Raw genomic sequence first — 21,096 nt, 5'->3', positions numbered from 1 at the left:
TCTTTATTTCGCTTTTTCTCTCGGCCAGAAGAAGCTGGAGCGGTCTTCTAGAGTCAGGACCCACTCCGCAAAGGTAGCTGGCGGCATGTTACGAAGGCTCGTATGCATTCTGCGATTGTTGTAAAAGTCCATGTACCGGTCCACCGCTTCATAGGCCTCTTCGAACGTGTCGAATGCCTCTTTGCGGAACAAATCCCGATCGATATTACTGTGGAACGATTCAATAAAAGCATTTAAATCCGGCGTTCGAGGCGGAATGCGTTCATGGGTCATTTCCCAGCTTTCACACATGTCGCCAAACAGGTGGCTGACGAACTGTGGTCCGTTGTCGGTGCGAATCACCGGACGTGCGCTGTCAGGGGCGCAGTGTTGCTCCATGGCGCGTCCCAGCGTCTGGCAGGCATGCTTCGCCTCACACGACGATCCCCGGTGGTAGCCGACGATGACACGGGTAAACACATCGATAATGCTCAGGACAAAGAAGTGCCTGTCACGGCCCACCACGTAACCGTACTTAATGTCCATCTGCCAGAGTTGGCCCGCTCCGGTAATGAACCGGTTCTCCGGCAGCTTCCGGGGATGCTTAAAGCGCTTCTGACGCTGGGGCTGCAGGATATCCAGCGCCTGACACAGCCGGTAGCTTTTCTTGTGATTGAGCTTCAACCGGTGCTGGTTCCACAAGCACTTGGCCAGCAGTTTGTACCCGTACACGTGCTCTTCTCCAGCGATTAATTCCAGCAGCCATTCCTGGATTTCCTCGTCGCTAATCTTCTCGCCAGACTCGTTCAAGGAGTAGCCTGGCTGGGGCCTTCCACGCCCCCTTGAACGGCTGTTGGGGACAGTGACCTGCGTTTCTTACGGTCGTAGTACGTAGACTCTGCTAGCCCCACGAGACGGAGCACCAAGGCTGCGGTATTCCCCTGCTTAATGAACATATCGGCTACCTCGATTTTTTCGGATAAGCAGGGGTTGGCTTTTTTAGCAGTTCACGCAGAATCTCAATCTCTAACTCCTTTTCACCGAGCATCTTGACGGCCTTCTCATATTTCTGCTCGACGTCCAGCAGGCGCTTCCGTTCCTCCACCTGGTCCTGGGGATACGGATGATCTTGCTCCCCATGGGCTTCCCGGTAATCCCTCACCCACTGATTCACCGTTGATGGAGTCACCCCATACTTTCGAGCAACCACCTCCGCCTTAATGCCAGACAACACCTCTTGCGCTGCCTTCTCTCTTGTTCCTGTTAAGTGTCCCATTCCGTTCATCCTCCTCCTGTATCTAGTCTACATTTTTGTGGGGGAGGACTCCAACTTCTTTAGGGGGCTGTGGAGATTGCATTGTATTCGGTTTTTCGCCTACATTTGGCCTGATGACCCTCACACTAGCTTATTGTATTCGGTTTTTCGCCTACATTTGGCCTGATGACCCTCATGGAAGCTTATTGTATTCGGTTTTTCGCCTACATTTGGCCTGATGACCCTCACAGTATTGCATTGTATTCGGTTTTTCGCCTACATTTGGCCTGATGACCCTCACACTAGCTTATTGTATTCGGTTTTTCGCCTACATTTGGCCTGATGACCCTCACAGTAGCTCATTGTATTCGGTTTTTCGCCTACACTCCCCCTCCTTTGGCCCGTCTTCAGGGGGAATCAGTGGAATTTCCGATGATACTATCAGTCCCCAACCAACCAAAAAACCGGCCCCCATGGGGCCGGCCTATGTTTCGTTACCGTTTGAGCTTATTTATAATGACGGTTCCTCATCCTTGAGCGCATCCAGAATCTGCCGGGCCAGCTTCTCGCCAATAGACAGAACACGGAAATCTTCCACGGAAGCTTCCTTGATCTTCTTCAGCGAGCCGAAATGCTTCAGCAGCGACTTCCGGCGCTTCTCCCCGATTCCCGGAACCGAATCCAGCTTCGAGGTGACCATCGATTTGCCGCGCTGTTCGCGGTGGAACGTAATTGCGAACCGGTGAACCTCATCCTGAATCCGCTGCAGGAGATAGAACTCCTGGCTGTCCCGGGCCAGCGACACCGGTTCGGCGGAATCCCCGACCAGCAGCTGCGCCGTTCTGTGCTTATCATCCTTGACGATACCGCAGACCGGAATGAACAGACCCAGCTCATTCTGCAGAATATCGATGGCCGAGGAGATCTGGCCTTTGCCTCCATCGACCACGATCAGGTCAGGCTGCGGCAGATTCTCCTTAAGCACCCGTTCATACCGGCGGCGGATGACCTCACGCATCGTCTCATAATCATCCGGCCCCTGCACAGTGCGGACCTTATATTTACGGTACTCTTTGCGGGCCGGCTTGCCGTCAATGAACACAACCATCGCCGAGACCGGATTCGTTCCTTGGATATTCGAGTTATCGAAAGCTTCAATCCGGTTCAGCGAAGCAAGTCCCAGACTCTGCCCCAGACTGCTCGCCGCACCGGAGGTGCGCTCCTCATCCCGCTCAATCAGGCGGAACTTCTCATCCAGCGCCACCCGGCTATTCTGGCAGGCCATGCCGACCATCTGCTTCTTGAGCCCGCGCTGCGGCACAAGTACCTTGATGCCCAGCCATTCCTGCAGGGCTGCCGCCCCTCCGGCCGCATCCACAGTTCCTTCAGCAGCCGTCTCCTGTTCCGCCGGATACTGCGGCTCCGCTGCAACCTCCGCCCTATCCTCCGCTTCCAGCGCTGCCTGCATCTCCTTACTGCCCAGCATGCCTGCAGCAGTCTGCAAGCCCGTTACCGCAGCACCTGTACCGGTCTCTGGCGTGAGCGCTTTGACAGCTCCGTCACTCAGCATATCCGGCAGCAGGATCTCCTGCGGCAATGCTGGATTATCGCTGTAATACTGCGTCACATAGGACATGAAATCACTGTACGCTTCCCCGTAGAACGGAAAAGCCGACGAGTGGCGCTGAATCATTTTACCCTGCCGCATATACAGGATTTGCACACACATCCAGCCCTTATCGACTGCATAGCCGAAGACGTCCCGGTCCTTGGTATCAACCGTGTTGATCTTCTGCTTCTCCATCAGGGCATCGATGTGAATAATCTGGTCCCGCAGCTCCTTGGCCCGCTCGAAATACAGCTCTTCTGCGGCCTCCTGCATCTTCTTCTGCAGATCCTTCTTCACCGCATCATGCCCCCCGTTCAGGAAGGACGAGATACTCTGCGTAATCTCCTCGTAAGCCGACTTCGGCACTTCCTTCTCGCAGGGAGCCAGACACTGGCCCATGTGATAATACAGGCAGACTTCCTTCGGCATCACCCCGCACTTGCGCAGCGGATACATCCGGTCCAGCAGCTTCTTGGTCTGCTGGGCCGCATAGCTATTCGGATACGGGCCGAAATATTTAGCTTTATCCTTCAGCACCCGCCGCGTGACCTCAAGGCGCGGATGCGCTTCATTCGTTATTTTCAAATACGGAAAAGTCTTATCATCCTTCAGCAGCACGTTGTAACGCGGCATATGCTTCTTGATCAGATTGCACTCCAGAATGAGTGCTTCCATATTGCTCGATGTGACGATATATTCGAAATCAACAATATTGGCGACAAGCCGCTGCGTCTTGCCGTTGTGGCTGCCGGTGAAATAAGAGCGCACGCGGTTCTTCAGCACCTTGGCCTTGCCCACATAAATAATCGTACCCTCATCATTCTTCATCAGATAGCAGCCGGGCAGATCAGGCAGCAGCGCCAGTTTGTTGCGGATATTATCCATATAATCCATGAGTTCTCCCCCACCTGTTACTACACTGTTATAAGGTAAGTTTAGAATAGAATGTACTACAGATTCAAGCCTTACTATAGAACACCCGTTTCTATTTGACAGACAAAGCGCCTTCGGAGAAACCGAAGGCGCTTTGTCTGAAGGAGCCGCGAGGCTCCGGATACCGCAGATTATAATCAATTATTGATGCTTAGCTACAATATTCTTAAGGGAATCCTTGGAGTTCAGTCCTACGACTTTGTCCACGGGTTGACCGTCTTTGAAGAAGATCAGAGTAGGAATACTCATTACTCCAAAGCGGGAAGCCGTTTCCGGATTCTCATCCACATTCAATTTGGCGATTTTTACGCTGTCTCCCAGCTCGGTGGACAATTCCTCCAGAATAGGGGCAAGCATTTTGCAAGGGCCGCACCAAGGTGCCCAGAAGTCAACTACTACAGTACCTTGACCTTCTACTTCATTACCGAAGGATTGGTCAGACACGTTCACGATAGCCATGATATTGTTCCTCCTCAAAAGTTTTGTGAGCATCCGCTTCCTGAAACAGGATCGTGCAAAGCTACTTCGGAAGCATGCGCTTAAGTTGTACGAAATAAGATCCGCTTCTATAGCCTGAGCCAAGTCCGCGAAAATTACTCCGAGAATATAGCGAAATAAAATGCTGCATGTAATATGATAACCAGATTACCTATTACCGACACATTAACAGTATAACATAATTGCAATGCATTTGTTATATATTTTATAAAATTATATTGTATAAAATCAATTTAGCCTAAGGTTTAACTTCATTGTCCGGGAGGTTCCGGATATCCCGAAATATTCGAATCCAAGCTTGTCATATAAGCGGACGGCCGCCTGATTCTCCGGATCTACACTAAGAGAAACCGATGGGTATCCATCGGATACGGCTTGCTGGATGATGGCCTCCATAAGTCTGATTCCCAAGCCCCGCTTTCTATAGCCGGGCCGTATAGCGACACCTAATTCCGGGGTTTCAGCATCCACGAATCCATAGCCTTGGTTCGTCTCTTCAAACAGTCTGTACCAGGCTGCACCTGCGGGCTGATTGTCAATCAGAGCGATTAGTGCCCTATCACCTTCTTTTCCCCAATTCTCGTTGTACTTCACGATATCCGGTGAACTCAGCAGCTCACTCCTGGAGGGCTTTCCTTGGACTATATTGATTGACTCATAATGCATATCCATTAGAAAATCGTATTCCTGCGGTTCCATAGGTCTAATACTTATCATCGAATCACCTCTTTGCATCTCATACAAGGCTAGGCGCCGATCTTATCTTTACATCTTCCCGGCAACTTCGTATACTTGAAGAAAGCGCATTAATTGTCAATGACTTCTCTCACATGTATAACTGTAACTCAACTCACACAGTCATGCAACAGCAAGGAGGAAGAAGCGATGGATGTCAACGCGCAAGTCCGTGACCCGCGGGAGCATGTCAACGAAGAGCCCCGTAACGACCTTGGCGACCTAATGGCCGGTTTTTTTGGAATGACAGGATTTATGACCGTAGTTTTCTTCGGGATGGTTATCATCAAGTTTATTATGTCCGAATAAAGCTGCAGGCAGCAGAGCAACACCGAAGTTTACGCAAAAAGCTAGATGCATACAGAGAACTCATACCAAACAGCGGCGGGGCCAGGGACTTCAATGTCCGGGGTTCCCGCTGTTTGTGTGCCGGCGAGCGGCACGGATTTGAATCGTTGAGTAACGCAAAATCCTGCACCAAATACAACATTTCCTTCGCTAAAGCGGTCCAAATCGGGAATTGTTGTATGAAAAGCAGCATTTCCCCCCACCGAGCAGTTAAGCACGACAATTGCTGTATTTTGTACAACATTCCCCACAAACACCCCGTTTCTTATGCTTCCAAGTTGCATTCCTTACAGGCCTGTTGATTCCCCATATTATGGGATGGATATAATCCCCAAAACCCCTTTGTTCCTGAGCAGACTAAGTTGAACCTGCCACTCCAGCGGAAGACTAAATATACGCCAATGCTGCATAAATTCCCAAAGGGTCAGTTGAGCAAAGGCAGGCACGTTGGGGTGGATTTCATCATAAACGCGTTTCAGAAGCACATAGACAGCAAGGGCCACAAACAATTGGCTGTATACCGCATTTTCGGTGGTTCCAAATAGACATGGCACGTTCAGATGCTGTTTAATCCAGCGGAAAAAGACTTCAATTTCCCAGCGTGCCTTGTAGATTTCAGCGATCACATGAGCGGACTCTTTTCTCAAATCGGTCACGACCCGTACGACTTCACCCCGGTCATTTTCAAATTCTACGACCCGGTGGCGCTGAGCAGATTGGCACTTCCCTTGACCGATATAACAAGTAATATCACGAACAATTTTCGTTTCTCCCTCTGCGGGTCGCTGGAGTTCTCTTGGCTTCACCAAATGGAGATTGTCTTTGAGCCGAATCACAAACGACTGGCCCTGGAGCACATATTGATCCAATCTGCTGATTTTTCCATACGCCCGATCCTGTACCAAAATGTAGTCCGTATCGGCCAAGACTTCTCCAAACGGAGCGTCATTGCGCTTCGCGATCGATTCCTTCACGTTCAGGGGTGAACGCTGGCCATGCGAAAGAGCAACATGCAGCTTAATACCCCCTCTGAATTTTTTGTACGAGGCCCAAGGCATTCGAGAGTTCGCTGCCGTGACCGTAGTCGAGTCAATCAGCAAAAGATCTTTAGGAAGGTTCAAATGCCGCCGGGTTTGGCGGTTACATTTCGTGACGAGCAGTTGAAAGATACGTTTGAAGATTTCGTAAGGGACTTCACCGGCCTTGCCGGAAAGGGTGGAGTAATGAATTTCTGGCAAGTCAAAGCTTGGGCCTAAGCGGGCACTCTGCCGGAATCCGTCCCATTTGTGGTAGCAGGCTTGGACAAAGTAATCGAGCAGCAACCCGACGGTCATTTTGGTTCCTCTATCCACGTAGTCCTCGGTTTGTCCGGTCACCATTTGGACTTCTTCCGGTGTTAACACTTGTTTGAAAACGGCTAAAAATGGGGTATATTTATTCATGAGGTCGCCTCATTTCGGTTTGGTTTGGTCGTACTTACCATTACCCGAAATGGCGGCCTTTTTCGTCCCTTTTTTTGGGAAATCAACACGCCTACATTCCTTACAACATTTAGGCCTCTTAAGCAACAAAAGACAGACCACTCATAACCTCCGCAGCCCGTAAGCGGCGGGATTATAAATGATCCGTCCAGTAATATATATCAAGCAGCGGAATTTATCTTACCGTACCCCGCTGATTGTCCCCATGGAGTGGAATGACATCCACAAACGGGGCGATCCGGTCCATCAGCCGCTGGCCCTTGTAGACCTCTTCGCCGTCCTTGCTGGTGATGCTGAGATGCTTCTCCAGACCGTCGAGCGGATAATTCGAGGTATAGAAGGTTGGCTTGCGGTTCATCCGGTAGTTAAGAATCGCTCCCAGCACATGATCACGGGCCCAGGGATTCAGGTTCTCGGCACCAATATCGTCAAAAATGAGCAGATCGCAGTTTTTCATCGTATCTACCATTTCCTTAAGCTTCTGGTTATCCATCATGATTAGCTTCAATTCTTCAATAAAGTCCGGCATGTACACAATCACGCCGCTGTGGCCGGCAATCGCTAGCTCATGGAGCAGATAGCACATCAGGAAGGTCTTGCCTGTCCCGAAGCTCCCCTGCAGGTAGATTCCCCGGGAAGTCAGGCCCTCTGCCCGCACAGTCGCAATATAATCAAATATTTTATTCACGGCACTGGCCCGCCGGGGGTCCTTGCCCATAATGTCCATCTCGTCATATCCGCCGTTCAGCACCCGCTCATCCACATAGAAGCTGCGGATCCGCTTGCGGATGTTATCCTGATTATCCTGCGCGATCTTCAGCTTGCAGGGTGTCTTGCGCTCATACAAATCCGGTATTCCGTTAACAGTCTCCACCGTGAGCTTGCTGTAATGTCCCTGGAAATCATTCGGACAGTTCTCAAGGCCCGGACAGTTCTTGCAGTGGCGGTCCTCCTCGACATACTGGTAGAGCCGGCTTAAGTGCAGCCGCAGCCGTGACTCATCCAGCTCGGGATGATCAGCCTGAAGCTGCTTGACCAGGGGATTATTAAACAGTCCCTGCTCCAGATCACGGGAGCGCTGGCGCAGAGCGGAATTGTTCATCGAACGCAGCACTTCGCCCATAGACTCCATCGCCGCACCTCTCTTTCTTTAGGGCGTTCTCAGGACGCCCTTTTTCTTACTTGCCTTAATCTCGGCCGCTTTCTTCATCATCGCCGCGAATTCCTCATCCGATACGGTCCCGGCACTGCCGTCATCCAGCACAATCGGGATCTCCGGCTTGCCGGAACGTCCGGTGTTCTTCGTATATGAACGCTGGCGTGTCCCCGCCGCAGCCGTGCCGGCAGAGCCGGAAGCCGCCCCCTTGCCCTTCACCTTGGACTGGTCGCGGATATAATGCACAGCCTTCTCATAAGTATTCACCTGCTTAACCAGCATGTTGGAGGCAATGGCCTCCACGAAATTGCGGTTCATCCGCTGGTCGCCGCCGGAGGCCACCATTGTCATCAAATAATGAATCAGTACATTGATAACTTCACCATTGAGCTTGTAGTTCAAATCGATCTTCTCGAAGATATCCATCAGCTGGCCAGGAACAGCCCCGGGGAAAAACGTCTGCAGCAGACGTGTATAAGGTTCGTTACGCAGCATCATATTATATTGGTGAATGTCGCATTTGGACATAAATTGCGGAGGCACTTCTACATAGAACTCCATTTCGACAGACTGCTCCACCGGCGCACCGGAAGGATCACTCTCATCAGCGGCAGCAGAGCGCAGCGATACCACCTTGGCAGCGGCGATCTCACGTTTCTCCTGGCGCTTCATATCCTGACGGAAATGCTGGCTGGCCTTGTACTGCAGTGTATCCAGAATCACCTCGCCATCCGGCGTGAAGACATCATCCTCGTCCAGCAGGCGGCATAGATCCTGCGGGCCAAGCTCGTACTTGCGGGCCACATAATTAATAACACCCATCTGGTTATGATCGAAACGCAGCTTCTCCACATGCGCACGGTTGAGCGACTCACGCGGGAACCGCAGAATGATGTCGCTGTAGCCGATACTCGGCTCGCCGCCGTCAACTGTTCCCGGCTGACGCACGGTAGCTACCTCGGCCAGCGCCTGCTCCAGTTCGTAATCAATTACGTGGGTATTCAGCTCGAAAATATCATAAAAGGGCAGCGAAATATTCTCTTTACCGATCGACCGCCGGCTCCATTCTTCCGGTTCCCGGTTCCAGAACTGCTCGCGCAGCGACAATACAGCAAATTTGCCGATTTTATCCCTTAGCAGCAGCGTTAAATGCTGGGTCGCAAAAAATTCCGACGGCGACAACGGCGGCATTAATTCGTACTCATACATATAGTCATCGTTCTCCGCGGCATAAATCCGGCAGGTCTGCAGCAGCCCCACCGCTTCCAGCCGTGAAGCCTGGTCAACTAAATATTTGCGGCCCTTCTCATTAGGCTCTACGCCCAGAGTCATAAAGAGCCTGCGCTGCTGCTCCACACCGGAGTAGCCGATGGATTCAGCCGGTATATGCTCGAACAGCAGTCTGTACAGGCTGATGGCAAAAGCGCCGACCATCGGCTGATAGACCGAACCGAGCATTCGTCCATCCACATGGCTTAGACCGAATTCGCGGGAAACGCAGTACCGATGATGTTCGGTGAAATGATGCAGGTTGCTCATACGCATCTGCGGAAACCTCCCCCTCTTCTATACGAAATCATATAGATTTCTATTCTATCACAAAACACCCGGCCGGAAATGTAAAAAAAGGCCCAAAAAAGCTGCTTTTCCCCCTATTATCGACAGCTTGGTAACAGTTGCTGATTCTAGCGGAAAAGATAAGAAAAAAACGGCTTCCCCTTAGTTTTGAAGGAGATCAGCCGTTTGTTGTCTTGCCTGCTCTGCACTTTCCTCAGAACATTTTGTATCCGCCCAGCCGCAGCTTCTGAATGGTCCAGCCGCTCAGCACAGCACCGGCAAGGCCGGCTATACCGGTCAGATAGTCGACTACATGAAAGGTTGAGAGATGCTCCCATAACGACATGGAGCTCCGGTCCCAGATGGAGTAGACCACTACGGGAAGAATAACGATTATGAACAGGTATGCGGGAAACCACGTAGTCTTCATTAACATGTTAAGGATAAAGCCAATGCCAAACATCATGACAAAGAACAAAACGGCCAGAACAAACACTGGAATAAATCCCATCGTACCGCCATCCCCTCTCTCTATAAAGAACCGCACACCAAACCTTATATAATAGTAAGTTTACTAGAAAAAATGTAGCGAAGCAATGAACATTATCGTCCAGTGGTTTGTGATCAGCGCAAACGGCGGCTGCAGAGTTTGCTCTTGGCCGTTCGCATGCGATACAATGCAAATAGCAAATGGAAACGGCTGCAGCGTCTTCATAAGAACGGTGCACGTTTCTTTTCGAAAATATGTTTATACATATTAAACGTATGCAAACTTTAAAGGAGTGAGAACATGAACGAAGCCGCTTTGACACTGGAAGGCTGGTATGCCCTGCATGACTTCCGCTCTCTCAATTGGACTGCCTGGACGGCAGCCGATGATGAAGAACGCGCTGTGGCCCTGGAGGAGCTGCATGCTTTCATGCAGGAGTGGGGGGCCGTGGAAGAAGCCAAGGAAGGCAGCTCCACCGTGTATTCCATCGTTGGCCAGAAAGCTGATTTCGTGATGATGTTTCTGCGGGAAAGCCTGGAAGCATTGAATGCACTTGAGACTGCTTATAACAAAATCGCCTTTGCCCAATATACTACCAAAGCCTATTCATATGTAAGTATTGTTGAACTCAGCAACTACGCCGCAGGAGGAACTGCGGGAGACGGCAGCGATCCGATGCTGAATCCGCATGTTGCCGCCCGGCTGAAGCCTATTCTGCCGCAAGCGAAGCATATCTGCTTCTATCCGATGAATAAGAAACGCGAGCTTGCGGACAACTGGTACATGCTCGACATGGACAAACGCCGTGAGCTGATGCATTCGCATGGCCTGATCGGCCGCGGATATGCCGGCAAGGTGAAGCAGATCATCTCCGGCTCCGTCGGATTCGATGACTGGGAGTGGGGCGTGACCCTGTTCGCTGAAGATGCCCTGCAGTTCAAGAAGCTGGTCTATGAGATGCGCTTTGATGAAGTGAGTGCCCGCTACGGCGAGTTCGGTCCCTTCTATGTCGGCAATCTGCTGACTGAGGAATCATTCGAAGAGATGCTGAAGCTCTAAAAGCGGGAAATAGCCACAATTATGTAAAGGTAAGGTTTCCTCGATGGAAGCCTTATTTTTATTTGGTCTTTCCAAGTGGCCGCCCTATTAACTTTTGGTTCGCTTATGGCAGCGCTGCTGTCCAATAAACGCAAATAGACCGCCCCTTCGCAGAGGTATGCGGTCTGTTTGTCGTGTTTACAAATTATTAAAATCACTTATGCCGAAGGTTCTTTACCGTCCTCATCGTCCTCATCGTCATCATCCCGCAGACTCTCCAGATATTCAGCCGTCGCCCGGTCACGTGCGCGGCCTTTATCCTTCAGACGCTCTATCGCCGGGAGAATGAGAATGTCGATTTCCTTCTGGATGTTGTAAGCCAGATCATACCGTGTCTGATCCTCAAGATAGGAACCCACCTCAATCAGAGCATTATACCGGTCCAGCTCCTCACGCGTGAGCAGTCCGCGAACTTGTACGCTGCAATGGCGCATCTTAGAGGAATCTTCCTTTTTTGAGTACCAGCGGAATGCCGCCGATAATGAGCAGGTAGCGCATGTCTACAACCTTCTTCAGCTGCGCCGCTGTCCAGCCCTTATAGGTCTTGTCGCCCACTACTGCAATCCCCTGACCTTTGCCCAGCGAGGCTACGGTGCCTTTGTTGCTGAATGTAAACTTCTTCGGCTGCTGGCTGCGGATGGCCGCTACAAGATTATGCGCACAGCATTCTCCCTGCTGCATAGCAATCTGTGCCGTTGGAGGGTAAGGACGTCCTTCCGGATTAATCATGAGGGAACCGTCACCAATGATGAAGATATTCTCATGTCCTGGAGCACGCAGGTATTCGTCTACCTTCACACGCCCGCGCATGGCTTCGAAGCCGGCAGCTTCAATCAGACGGTTGCCGCGGATACCACCGGTCCACACGATAGTGGAAGCCTTGATTTCTTCACCGGTTGCAAGAATAACACCGCCAGGCAGGCATTCCTTGATCGCCACGCCGAACTTGAAGGTTACCCCCTTCTTCGTAAGCACTGTCATCGCATGCTCGACAAGCTCCGGAGCGAACCCCGGCAGCGCAGTAGGGGCAGCCTCAATATTGTAGATGTTAACCATGCTTGGATCGACATCATATTCTTTGCACAGCGCCGGAATCCGGTCTGCCAGTTCGGCCACAAACTCAATGCCGCTGAAGCCCGCGCCGCCCACAACAAAGTTAATATGCTCCTGTGCATTATTCTCATTCTTGTATTTGGCAAATTGATACTGGGTATGTTCACGGATCAGCCGCACGGAGTTAATGCTGCGGATAGTCAGCGCATATTTGTCGAGTCCCGGAATTCCGAAGGTTTCAGGCTCGCCGCCAAGTGCGATTACGAGATAATCATACGAGAGGGTTCCATCTTCCAGAATAACCTTCTTCTGCTGGGTGCGGATCTCCTGTACGGAAGATTTAACAAGATCGATTTTGAATTCATCGATAAGCTTGGAGATGGATACGCGTGTATGCTCGACGCTGTCCGTTCCTGCTGCTGGCATATGCAGATGGGTCGTGAAATAATGATATTCATGGCGGTTGACCAGAGTTACATCCGCTTCATTATAGTTCAAAGCTTTCTGCAGCCGCTGGGCGGTCAAAATACCTCCATATCCCGCGCCTAGGATAACGATTTTGGGAATACTGCTCATGTTCCGGCTCCTTCCAACAGGTGAATCTGTCTATGTGTTATTTTTTGTAAAAAAATCAGGTTTCTTTTGTGAATTTATACACTTAAATTCAGAAGAATTTCCAATAAAACTTAAAGGATTTCTAAAATAACCATATCCATTGTAAACCTTAGTATCGTTTTAATCAAATACAATCATACAACAAAATGTCACATTTTTCAGCGAAATCAAAGCCTTTGCAGCAGGGTCCTACAATGTTTATAATGAGTAGGTACGCTAGTATGGCAATTTGAAACTATCAACTCGGAGGTGTAATATTACGTGACACTAGAGCAATCCGTTCCTATGAGCGATCTGATCATCATAGGCGGGGGACCAGCCGGTATGTTTGCCGCTTTTTACGGCGGTATGCGCCAGGCTTCGGTAACACTTATTGAAAGTATGCCCCAATTGGGGGGGCAGCTTGCTGCTCTTTATCCCGAAAAATATATTTACGACGTGGCCGGTTTTCCTAAGATCACCGGACAGGAGCTGGTGGATAACCTTTCACGGCAAATGGAGCTCTTCCAGTCTGATATCCGTCTGGAGGAGAAGGTAGTATCTGTTGTGAAGCAGGACGAGCGCCACTTCGTCGTCACCACCGATAAAGCTGAATATCACAGCAAAGCTATTATTATCACAGCAGGTGTAGGGGCATTCGAGCCGCGGCGCCTAGAAGTGCCTGATGCGCAGCGTTTCGAGAAAGCCAACCTGAATTATTTTGTAAGCGATCTGAATGCATATAAAGGCAAGAAGGTGCTGATCAGCGGCGGCGGCGATTCTGCCGTGGACTGGGCGCTTATGCTTGAGCCTATCGCGGAGCAGGTAACCCTGATTCACCGCCGGGATAAATTCCGCGCACATGAACACAGTGTAGAGAATCTGATGGCCTCCAAGGTTAATGTAATTACGCCATCTGAGATCACTGAGCTGCACGGTGATGAGTTTATAACCAAGGTAACCTTGTCCCATATTAAGACCAAAGAAACTCAGGAAATCGAAGTAGACAGTGTAATTGTCAATTTCGGCTTTGTCTCCTCACTGGGACCGATTGCGGAATGGGGAATTGAGATTGACGGCAACTCCATTGTGGTAGACTCACGCATGGAGACCTGCATTCCGGGTATCTTTGCCGCAGGCGATATCACTACCTATCCAGGCAAGCTGAAGCTGATTGCTGTTGGATTCGGAGAAGCGCCGACTGCTGTGAATAACGCCAAGGTATATATTGATCCGGAAGCGAAGCTGTCCCCGGGACACAGCAGTAATCTCAAACTCTAGAATTGCGTATAACCTAAAACCTACAATAAAAGGGTATCCTTTCAGGTTGATTCCACCTCAACTTGAAAAGATACCCTATTCTGTGTTACTTGCGGTTTGATTAATTCTGGGTGCTGTAAAAGTTTGCTCTGATCTTTAGTGAAGAACCGCATGAACTGGAGAGTGTAAGTTCCGTTTGCGAATTTCAGCGAGTAACAGAGCGATGAAATCATGCTCCAATTGCAGCTCTATCGCTCTATGATAAGAGTCCAGCAGCATCTCATCCGACAATTCAACCATAACGTTCACCTACCTTTCCTTTATTTGGATCTGAATCTATCATAGCAAACTATCATTATTCGAACAAGCGTTCTCATTATCCACAAGCTACTGTGGAGATCCTGTGCATAATATGTTAGTAAGGGTTGCAATGTCAGGTGCTGCACGGTGGACTATGGGGATAATAGTTATGCACAGGGGAAGAGCTCCCGCTTATCCTTAAAAATAATTTTTAGAATGTTCATAATTGGCTGGGATTTTTATGTTCATATTACCTCGGATTTGACATGACTAAACGCAATATTATCTCATTACTATATTTATCGTCAATTATTAAAATTTCCTTAATTAATTTTTGGTTATTTTGGTCTTGTATTTACTTCCAGAATCCATATTTTTCCCCGATGATCTACAGCATAATCGAAACCAAGCTCGCCGATACCAGGGAAATGCCGTTCCAGCAGTTCAATGCAGACTAAAGTCAGCCGGCGCATCTCCGCTTTCTTCGCAGAGGTCCGGATTCCGGGGAGCGACCTTCTCAGTCCATGGCGGCAGCTGAGCATTGTTCCCCCTTTACAGAGGTTAGTTACGAACAATCCCGGCCGGGCTACCCTGCCTACCATGGAGCGGAATTCCCAATGATCGCCGTTCTTCACCACTTTGACCCGGTAATCAATCGGACGCCCCGAAATCCGGGCAAGTGAAATGCCTTGCTGGATCAAATATCTCCGCTTTACCTTGAACCGGTCCAGCGCGTACCTCATCGAAGCGAAATCACGATATATACGTGTATTATGCATATAAGTGAAGCCATAACCCCGGTGATCCCGGAACACCTTGATCACCCCGTAGCCTCCGCCACCGACAACCGGCTTAATTACAACATTCCCGTATCTTCCCAGCATCGCCAACAATCCGGCAGCACTATATTCCCGGGTTCTCGGAATGTAACCGGCAACCCGTGAATCGCTAAGCAACGCCGCGGTCTTCAGCAACTTGCTTGCCAGTTCTCTCCCCGCCATTTTTTCGCCCTCTCCTTTCGAATTCCCAGCCTACCCTATAGATTACTCACAAAAGACCGCACCCTCCTGTATGATTGTCCGTGGTAATGGAGTTCACAGCAAAAAAGGGCATATAGCCCCAAGGGCCGTATGTCCCGGTGTTCCGTTTATTCCAGAGCTGGAATATTCTTAAAATTCGTTGTATTATAGCCTGGAGGGGAGGGTTTCCTAATGGCACAGTTTTTTGAAATCCTATATTGGTTTGCGATGATTGGCATGTCTGTTGTACTGGCAGGAACCACAATACTCGTCTTCGCGCTGGGCTTCAAATTCATCAAAGACCGCCGCAGAGTTCTGGGCGCCGGCTGTATTGCCTTTTCCCTGGGGGCCGCTGCCCTGATCGTGTTCATGATTAATTTCAAATTCATACTTCCGGCCTGAACCAAAGCTCCCGGCAGCTATGGCAAAAGACATCCGTAGTGCAGACTGCCTTTTATCATTGCTGCCTTTGAGCGGAATCTCACGTATACATGCTTCATAGATTTGCCTGAGATACTATATTCTATGAAACCGTGAAGGGTTGGCCTGTGCCGATGGACAGCTTCATTAGCTGAATCTTATCCTGCCCTTAACACCCGGCTGCTCTCCAAATACTAAATCCATCCCCAGACCCGCTATGAATATGCCTCGCGGCTCCAACCCTGCTTATCCCATTCTGGCTTTTTAAATTTTCATCCATAATTTCACATTATCATCATTTTACACAATATACCTTAAATGGATCTATGTTAAGATTAGTAGCGTGGATATTCGAAAAAAGGAGAATTTAACGTGTCGAAACCTGTATACGGCAAACAAGCGGCTCCTTCCAAAATGACCGAAAAGAATTCCGGACCCGCATGGGCGCTCTGCATTGCCTTCATCCTGTTCCTGGGCTGGACCCCCTTCCAGGTTGGATTGTTCAACGGAATGAGAGTGGAATTTGAGAAGCCCATTTATATGGCTGCCTTGCTGAGCGGTCTGCTCCTGCTGGTCTGTGCTGTCCTGTACTTCAAGACCTTCAGGCTGGACGGGCAGCGCGATCTGCTTACCTTAGCCGCAATTCTGCTCCCGTTAACTTACGCCTTATCCCTGTGGGGGGCCGCTTCGCATTATATGGCGATGAACATGCTGTTCACCCAATTCACTTATGTGGCGGTCTTCATTACCAGTGTGTATCTGCTCCGCCAGAGGCAGCTCAATAATGTTATTCAGCTGGGTACCCTCGCAATCGCTTATCTGATCGTCGGTTTCGGTCTATTGAACTGGCTCGGAAGCTGGAAGCTTGCCGGCAGTCTTGTAGGCTGGTTCTCGGATACTGTGGTCAACGGCAAGTACACTGAAGCGGTGATGACCGATTCGAACGGGCTTCGCCTGACTTCCATTTTCCAGTATGCCAATACATATGCAGCGTTCCTGATGGCTTTTCTGTTCGTCGCTTTATTCGCGCTGATCCGCTCCCGGAAATGGTACGGACAGCTGATGCACGGATTTATGCTGGTTCCCTTCATCGTCTCCCTGCTGCTTACCTTGTCCCGCGGCGGTCTGGTCCTGCTGCCTGTGGTACTCATTATCCTGCTGCTTTTCCTGAAGCCTGTGCAGCAGATACTCTGGATTATCAATCTTGCCATTGCCGGCGTATTGTCTCTGCTGATCACGAATCCGGTGACCGGACTGGGCCTGGAGCTGAATACCTCCTTCACTTCCACGGCTGCCCTGCATGGCTGGAGTTATCTGCTGGGGGCGTCCGCTTCTACTGCCACGCTCTGCTGGGTTGTCCAGCATTACTTAGCACCTTGGCTGGGCCGCAAGCTCGGCAGCATAGAATCACGCCGCTGGAGCGGAGCATGGATTCCTGTGGTGTCTGTCGCCGGTGTGTTGATTCTCGCCTTCCTGTTCATCGGGACCAGCGCGCGCAATATTCTGCCGGCGAATATCAGTACCCGGCTGGAGAATATCAACTTCAAGCAGCACAGTGTGCTCGAACGTTTCACATTCTATAAAGATGCCATGAAGGTGGTCAAAGATTATCCGGTACTTGGCACCGGAGGCGGGGGCTGGGCATCACTCTATGAGCATTACCAGAACAACCCTTACCTGAGCCGCCAGGTCCACAACTTTTTCCTGCAGTACCTGATTGAAGTGGGCATCCTCGGCTTTATCGTGTTCATGGGCTTCATCCTGTTCATTTTCTACAAATATATCAGGGGATACCTGAAGCGCGACAAAGACGATTATAACAACGGGTTTTTCTATCTCATCATCGCGTTGTCGATTCTTGTTCACAGCCTGCTTGATTTCAATATGAGCTATGCGTTCATGGGGATTCTGGTCTTCCTCGCTCTGGGAGGGATGACCGTTGTCATGGAGAGCAGACCGCTCCGTCTCAAGTGGAACAAGCTCTGGATCAGAGCCGGGTATTTCGGGCTGCTGGGAATCGGCACCGGGTATCTGCTGTTCCTGTCTCTGGGGTATATCAGTTCCAGCTCTGAAGCCTATGCAGCCAAGAAGCTGGTCAACGTCAGCCAATCTTATGATGAGATCAAAGCCCCTCTGGTAAAAGCACTCAAAACCCGCCCGAATCATCCCGAATCGGCGGCATATCTGTCCATGCTGGATCAGCAGGTATTTACACAAACACAGAATGAACAGTTTCTGGACGAATCCTATGCTGTGTTAACCCGCGCACTTGAAGGTGAGCCTTATAACAAAGATCTGCTGTCCCAGCTGGCGAAATATTATGATCTGAAGGGCCAGAGTGAAGAGTCTTACCGGGTGTATCTCGATAATGCGGACAAGTTCATGTGGGATATTAACTGGTATGATCATCTGATCAGCCGTGCCTCCCTCCTTGGGCTGCAGGCATATGCCAAGCAAGATGAGGCAGGGAAACAGAAGTACTTCAATAGTGCCCTGGCTTCCTACAAGCATGTAACGGACGGCATTGAGCATTTGAAGACTCTTCCACCCGAGCAGCTTCAGGGCCGTGAATTCTTCGTTACCTCAACGATTGCCCTGAATGCAGGCCGAATCCAATCCCTGACCGGAGACGGGGAAGCTGCTGGGGCAACGGTGAAGCAAGGCTTCATCAATGGTTACGAAGATTTGACGGATACCAGTACACTCTGGACTACGGATTGGTACAACGGAGTGATCAGCCGTTCCCAGGAGTTAGGAGCCGCAGCTCTGAAGCGGGCACTGGATGCTTATGCACTGGGCCAGACGGATCTGGGGGATCAGGAGACGGTTAATAAGGAAAGGTATTTCAAAACCGGACTGGATGCTTATGCCCATGCGGCTGCGGATGAAGAATGGTTCAGCACCCTTCCGGCTGAAGATCAGCAGGGACGGGGATCGATGATTACTTCAGTTATGCTGCTGAACGCCGGTAAGATCCAATATTTATCGAAACAATGGCAAGCCGCCGCAGCCACACTGCAGCAAGGGCTGAATGAGGATTATAACGATGCCGTCAACCGGGAAACGGCCCGCTGGTATCTCGCTGTACAGCAGAGAACACAGAGTGCCCAGGATCAGGCAGTGTATGACAAGCTGATTGCAGCTGATCCCGAAGAGGCAGTCAAGATTAACGAAGTTGCCGGTATGCCGCTCTAACTATACTATTCCCAGACTAGAGAACAGCAAAAAGAGGCTGTCCCAAAGCCGTAAATGGCTTCTGGGATGCCTTCTTTTTTGTGTAAAGATTAACGTGTACACTTGAATGGACGCTCATCGGCGTTCCTGTGGAAGATTGCATCAACCAGATTAACGAATTATTATTTATATCAGGTCTGGTTGTGTCTGGGAGGTAGTCAAATGTCAAAAACGATATTAGTAGTAGACGATGATGAAGAAATCGTAAAACTCATCACCAAAAGTTTAAGGTACGAGCAATTTGCAGTAATCACAGCCCGTTCCGGGGAAGAAGCCTTATCTGCAGTGGATGATAATCACATTGACTTCATCGTTCTGGATATAGTGATGCCTGATATGAATGGACTTGATGTCTGCAGAAATATCCGGACATCCTATAATGTTCCCATCCTTTTTTTAAGTGCGCGTGATCAGGACATTGATAAAATTGTCGGTCTCGAAATAGGAGCAGACGATTACATGACCAAACCTTTCAGTATTCAGGAGCTGGCCTCCAGGATAAAGGCCCATTTCCGGAAAGTGGACAGGCTGCATAAAGAGTGGGATGAGCTTAGTCCCGGGAAAGAAAAGGCGGATGCTCCGCTTATTTTGAACGATAAAACGTTTGAAGCCTTCCTGCATAGCCGGAAGCTCGACTTATCCACGAAAGAATTTCAAATTCTGTCTATCCTTATGCGTCATCCCAATCAGGTACTCAGCCGTGAGCAGATCTATGAGAAGGTCTGGGGAGACGAGTACGGAGAAATCAATACCGTAACGGTTCATATCAAGAATATCCGTAAGAAGCTGGGGCCTGAACATAACTTCATTAAAACCATTTGGGGTATAGGCTATAAATATACGGAAAGAGAGCAATAGGATGAAACTGAAAATAAAACTTCCCCTCTTATTCCTGCTGATGCTTCTCATTCTTATGTTTTCCATTGGAATCTACCTGAAGTTTATCTTTGCAGTGTATTCTCCTATACGCACCACATTGCTGGACTCACGATATATAGCATTGCTGCTGCCCATATTTGCCATCGCGGGTTGCATATTTTTCATTCTGATCATCTATATTTATAGAAGCATAGAGAAGCCCATCCGGCGGCTGAATACCCGGCTGGGGGAAGTCAATGTGGTCCATCCCCTGCCTCCGCTGGCTTCGAGGAGTAACGACGAGATCGGAGAACTTTATAAGCACTTCAATAAGATGGAGCACAGGCTTCAGCTCGCCCACAGAGAACAGACTGATATGATTGCAGCCATCGCCCACGATTTGAAGACACCCCTGACCTCTATTAACGGCTTCACCGAACTGCTGGCTACACATAAGGACTTACCCGACACTGAAAAGCAGGAATATTATGAACTGATTCAAAAGAAGTCAGCCTATATGGTTGAGCTCCTCAATGATTTCTCCCGCTTCACCAAAGAAACACTGGAGCTGGAATCCATGGTGACCACACGTGTAAAGGCAACAGAATTATTTGCAGACATCGCCTTTGAATATGAGTACGAGCTGGCGGGACTTGATATTGAACTGACTTGCCGCCATTCCTTCACGGACAGCATCGGGCTGACGGTCAATGAACCGATGATCCGCCGGGTGTTCGGCAACCTCTTCAGCAATGCTGTAAGGTATGGAGGGAAGCCTGATCTGAAGGTGTACATGACCGGATATTTGCGGGAGCATCATGCCTATTTCCAGATTGAGGATAACGGAATCGGCGTACCGGATAAGGATCTCTCTTCTCTGTTCCTTAAATTTTTCACGGTGGATAAATCGCGGCAAATCCAAAAGGGCGGACTTGGGCTGGGCCTGGCAAGCTGTAAATCTATTATTGAGCATCACGGGGGAGAGATTATGGCCTTCCCTTCCGAATATGGCGGTTTGGGAATAAGATTCAGCCTCCCCCTGGCTTCACTTCACTGATTGTATTTACGCACTTCTTCTTCAACAACAAAAGATTAAAGGCTGTTGTCGGGTGTGACACCCAGGCGACAGCCTTTTTGTTTTTTTAGCAGTTTATAGTTTTTTATATTCTCTTTATAAACATTTATTTTTCTTTTACCGAAGCTTCATCTTCGAATGTAA

General features: G+C 49.7%; 21 protein-coding genes. 7 read left to right on the top strand and 14 right to left on the bottom strand.

Annotated features, from left to right (window positions below; all coding sequences use genetic code 11):
• Positions 1 to 3: 3 nt before the first annotated feature.
• The 6 genes from MKZ24_RS10620 to MKZ24_RS10595 form a co-directional block, all read right to left on the bottom strand.
• Positions 4 to 789, bottom strand: coding sequence for an IS3 family transposase (locus tag MKZ24_RS10620; RefSeq protein WP_339841004.1), 786 nt, complete (start codon positions 787 to 789; stop codon positions 4 to 6).
• Positions 786 to 935: a hypothetical protein gene (locus MKZ24_RS10615; protein ID WP_340782756.1), complete on the bottom strand. Its 150-nt coding sequence runs from the start codon at positions 933 to 935 to the stop codon at positions 786 to 788. Before MKZ24_RS10615 ends, MKZ24_RS10620 begins: the two co-directional genes overlap by 4 nt.
• A gap of 5 nt (positions 936 to 940) precedes the next feature.
• Positions 941 to 1,255, bottom strand: coding sequence for a helix-turn-helix domain-containing protein (locus MKZ24_RS10610; RefSeq protein ID WP_052416721.1), 315 nt, complete (start codon positions 1,253 to 1,255; stop codon positions 941 to 943).
• Between the two features lie 490 nt (positions 1,256 to 1,745).
• Positions 1,746 to 3,737, bottom strand: a complete 1,992-nt coding sequence (gene uvrC, locus MKZ24_RS10605) for an excinuclease ABC subunit UvrC (protein WP_042239361.1) — start codon at positions 3,735 to 3,737, stop codon at positions 1,746 to 1,748.
• 180 nt (positions 3,738 to 3,917) lie between these two features.
• Positions 3,918 to 4,235: a thioredoxin gene (gene trxA / locus MKZ24_RS10600; RefSeq protein ID WP_042239365.1), complete on the bottom strand. Its 318-nt coding sequence runs from the start codon at positions 4,233 to 4,235 to the stop codon at positions 3,918 to 3,920.
• A 267-nt stretch (positions 4,236 to 4,502) separates the two neighbouring features.
• Positions 4,503 to 4,991, bottom strand: coding sequence for a GNAT family N-acetyltransferase (locus MKZ24_RS10595; protein WP_042239368.1), 489 nt, complete (start codon positions 4,989 to 4,991; stop codon positions 4,503 to 4,505).
• Between the two features lie 168 nt (positions 4,992 to 5,159).
• Between MKZ24_RS10595 and MKZ24_RS10590 the strand changes: the two genes are divergently transcribed.
• Positions 5,160 to 5,318, top strand: a complete 159-nt coding sequence (locus MKZ24_RS10590) for a YqzM family protein (RefSeq protein WP_144026185.1) — start codon at positions 5,160 to 5,162, stop codon at positions 5,316 to 5,318.
• Positions 5,319 to 5,668: 350 nt separating this feature from the next.
• Here the strand turns inward: MKZ24_RS10590 and MKZ24_RS10585 are convergent, their stop codons facing one another.
• The 4 genes from MKZ24_RS10585 to MKZ24_RS10570 all read right to left on the bottom strand — a co-directional run bounded on the left by MKZ24_RS10585 (position 5,669) and on the right by MKZ24_RS10570 (position 10,062).
• Positions 5,669 to 6,799: an IS4 family transposase gene (locus MKZ24_RS10585; protein ID WP_340782749.1), complete on the bottom strand. Its 1,131-nt coding sequence runs from the start codon at positions 6,797 to 6,799 to the stop codon at positions 5,669 to 5,671.
• A gap of 214 nt (positions 6,800 to 7,013) precedes the next feature.
• The gene (gene dnaI, locus MKZ24_RS10580; RefSeq protein ID WP_340782747.1) at positions 7,014 to 7,970 is read right to left on the bottom strand and encodes a primosomal protein DnaI; all 957 of its coding nucleotides are present in this window, start codon (positions 7,968 to 7,970) and stop codon (positions 7,014 to 7,016) included.
• Positions 7,971 to 7,988: 18 nt separating this feature from the next.
• Complete coding sequence (locus MKZ24_RS10575) at positions 7,989 to 9,539, bottom strand: helicase DnaB (protein WP_042239373.1); 1,551 nt, start codon at positions 9,537 to 9,539, stop codon at positions 7,989 to 7,991.
• Between the two features lie 226 nt (positions 9,540 to 9,765).
• The gene (locus tag MKZ24_RS10570; RefSeq protein ID WP_042239374.1) at positions 9,766 to 10,062 is read right to left on the bottom strand and encodes a YuiB family protein; all 297 of its coding nucleotides are present in this window, start codon (positions 10,060 to 10,062) and stop codon (positions 9,766 to 9,768) included.
• Positions 10,063 to 10,341: 279 nt separating this feature from the next.
• Between MKZ24_RS10570 and hemQ the strand changes: the two genes are divergently transcribed.
• Positions 10,342 to 11,100: a hydrogen peroxide-dependent heme synthase gene (hemQ, locus tag MKZ24_RS10565; RefSeq protein ID WP_042239377.1), complete on the top strand. Its 759-nt coding sequence runs from the start codon at positions 10,342 to 10,344 to the stop codon at positions 11,098 to 11,100.
• Between the two features lie 197 nt (positions 11,101 to 11,297).
• Here hemQ and MKZ24_RS10560 read toward each other — a convergent pair whose 3' ends face one another.
• On the bottom strand, positions 11,298 to 11,573 hold the full coding sequence (locus MKZ24_RS10560; protein WP_042239380.1) for a hypothetical protein: 276 nt from the start codon (positions 11,571 to 11,573) through the stop codon (positions 11,298 to 11,300).
• Between the two features lies 1 nt (position 11,574).
• A complete protein-coding gene (locus MKZ24_RS10555; protein ID WP_042239383.1) occupies positions 11,575 to 12,768 on the bottom strand; it encodes an NAD(P)/FAD-dependent oxidoreductase in 1,194 nt (397 codons plus the stop codon).
• A 324-nt stretch (positions 12,769 to 13,092) separates the two neighbouring features.
• Between MKZ24_RS10555 and MKZ24_RS10550 the strand changes: the two genes are divergently transcribed.
• Positions 13,093 to 14,067, top strand: a complete 975-nt coding sequence (locus MKZ24_RS10550) for an NAD(P)/FAD-dependent oxidoreductase (RefSeq protein ID WP_340790124.1) — start codon at positions 13,093 to 13,095, stop codon at positions 14,065 to 14,067.
• Between the two features lie 135 nt (positions 14,068 to 14,202).
• Here MKZ24_RS10550 and MKZ24_RS10545 read toward each other — a convergent pair whose 3' ends face one another.
• On the bottom strand, positions 14,203 to 14,346 hold the full coding sequence (locus MKZ24_RS10545) for a sporulation histidine kinase inhibitor Sda (protein ID WP_042217282.1): 144 nt from the start codon (positions 14,344 to 14,346) through the stop codon (positions 14,203 to 14,205).
• A gap of 338 nt (positions 14,347 to 14,684) precedes the next feature.
• On the bottom strand, positions 14,685 to 15,347 hold the full coding sequence (locus tag MKZ24_RS10540; RefSeq protein ID WP_042239388.1) for a YheC/YheD family protein: 663 nt from the start codon (positions 15,345 to 15,347) through the stop codon (positions 14,685 to 14,687).
• A 210-nt stretch (positions 15,348 to 15,557) separates the two neighbouring features.
• Here MKZ24_RS10540 and MKZ24_RS10535 point away from each other — a divergent pair, with 210 nt between their 5' ends.
• The 4 genes from MKZ24_RS10535 to MKZ24_RS10520 all read left to right on the top strand — a co-directional run bounded on the left by MKZ24_RS10535 (position 15,558) and on the right by MKZ24_RS10520 (position 20,934).
• Positions 15,558 to 15,767, top strand: coding sequence for a hypothetical protein (locus tag MKZ24_RS10535; RefSeq protein ID WP_042239391.1), 210 nt, complete (start codon positions 15,558 to 15,560; stop codon positions 15,765 to 15,767).
• Positions 15,768 to 16,157: 390 nt separating this feature from the next.
• Positions 16,158 to 18,980, top strand: a complete 2,823-nt coding sequence (locus tag MKZ24_RS10530; protein ID WP_340782735.1) for an O-antigen ligase family protein — start codon at positions 16,158 to 16,160, stop codon at positions 18,978 to 18,980.
• A 201-nt stretch (positions 18,981 to 19,181) separates the two neighbouring features.
• Positions 19,182 to 19,877 (top strand): response regulator transcription factor, encoded by a 696-nt coding sequence (locus MKZ24_RS10525; protein WP_042239397.1) that lies wholly within the window; start codon positions 19,182 to 19,184, stop codon positions 19,875 to 19,877.
• Position 19,878: 1 nt separating this feature from the next.
• Positions 19,879 to 20,934 (top strand): HAMP domain-containing sensor histidine kinase, encoded by a 1,056-nt coding sequence (locus MKZ24_RS10520; RefSeq protein ID WP_042239400.1) that lies wholly within the window; start codon positions 19,879 to 19,881, stop codon positions 20,932 to 20,934.
• Positions 20,935 to 21,096: the final 162 nt, after the last annotated feature.

Source organism: Paenibacillus sp. FSL R7-0297 (genome assembly GCF_038009025.1).
Lineage (GTDB): Bacteria > Bacillota > Bacilli > Paenibacillales > Paenibacillaceae > Paenibacillus_AQ.
Note: the sequence above shows the minus strand (reverse complement) of the source record. Positions and strands in the feature narration are given on the sequence as shown.

Bases quoted from the DNA above. Each gene is read 5' to 3' on its own strand.
- MKZ24_RS10615 (WP_340782756.1), bottom strand. From the start codon at position 935: ATGTTCATTAAGCAGGGGAATACCGCAGCCTTGGTGCTCCGTCTCGTG.
- MKZ24_RS10610 (WP_052416721.1), bottom strand. From the start codon at position 1,255: ATGGGACACTTAACAGGAACAAGAGAGAAGGCAGCGCAAGAGGTGTTG.
- uvrC (WP_042239361.1), bottom strand. From the start codon at position 3,737: ATGGATTATATGGATAATATCCGCAACAAACTGGCGCTGCTGCCTGAT.
- trxA (WP_042239365.1), bottom strand. From the start codon at position 4,235: ATGGCTATCGTGAACGTGTCTGACCAATCCTTCGGTAATGAAGTAGAA.
- MKZ24_RS10595 (WP_042239368.1), bottom strand. From the start codon at position 4,991: ATGATAAGTATTAGACCTATGGAACCGCAGGAATACGATTTTCTAATG.
- MKZ24_RS10590 (WP_144026185.1), top strand. From the start codon at position 5,160: ATGGATGTCAACGCGCAAGTCCGTGACCCGCGGGAGCATGTCAACGAA.
- MKZ24_RS10585 (WP_340782749.1), bottom strand. From the start codon at position 6,799: ATGAATAAATATACCCCATTTTTAGCCGTTTTCAAACAAGTGTTAACA.
- dnaI (WP_340782747.1), bottom strand. From the start codon at position 7,970: ATGGAGTCTATGGGCGAAGTGCTGCGTTCGATGAACAATTCCGCTCTG.
- MKZ24_RS10575 (WP_042239373.1), bottom strand. From the start codon at position 9,539: ATGCGTATGAGCAACCTGCATCATTTCACCGAACATCATCGGTACTGC.
- MKZ24_RS10570 (WP_042239374.1), bottom strand. From the start codon at position 10,062: ATGGGATTTATTCCAGTGTTTGTTCTGGCCGTTTTGTTCTTTGTCATG.
- hemQ (WP_042239377.1), top strand. From the start codon at position 10,342: ATGAACGAAGCCGCTTTGACACTGGAAGGCTGGTATGCCCTGCATGAC.
- MKZ24_RS10560 (WP_042239380.1), bottom strand. From the start codon at position 11,573: ATGCGCCATTGCAGCGTACAAGTTCGCGGACTGCTCACGCGTGAGGAG.
- MKZ24_RS10555 (WP_042239383.1), bottom strand. From the start codon at position 12,768: ATGAGCAGTATTCCCAAAATCGTTATCCTAGGCGCGGGATATGGAGGT.
- MKZ24_RS10550 (WP_340790124.1), top strand. From the start codon at position 13,093: ATGAGCGATCTGATCATCATAGGCGGGGGACCAGCCGGTATGTTTGCC.
- MKZ24_RS10545 (WP_042217282.1), bottom strand. From the start codon at position 14,346: ATGGTTGAATTGTCGGATGAGATGCTGCTGGACTCTTATCATAGAGCG.
- MKZ24_RS10540 (WP_042239388.1), bottom strand. From the start codon at position 15,347: ATGGCGGGGAGAGAACTGGCAAGCAAGTTGCTGAAGACCGCGGCGTTG.
- MKZ24_RS10535 (WP_042239391.1), top strand. From the start codon at position 15,558: ATGGCACAGTTTTTTGAAATCCTATATTGGTTTGCGATGATTGGCATG.
- MKZ24_RS10525 (WP_042239397.1), top strand. From the start codon at position 19,182: ATGTCAAAAACGATATTAGTAGTAGACGATGATGAAGAAATCGTAAAA.
- MKZ24_RS10520 (WP_042239400.1), top strand. From the start codon at position 19,879: ATGAAACTGAAAATAAAACTTCCCCTCTTATTCCTGCTGATGCTTCTC.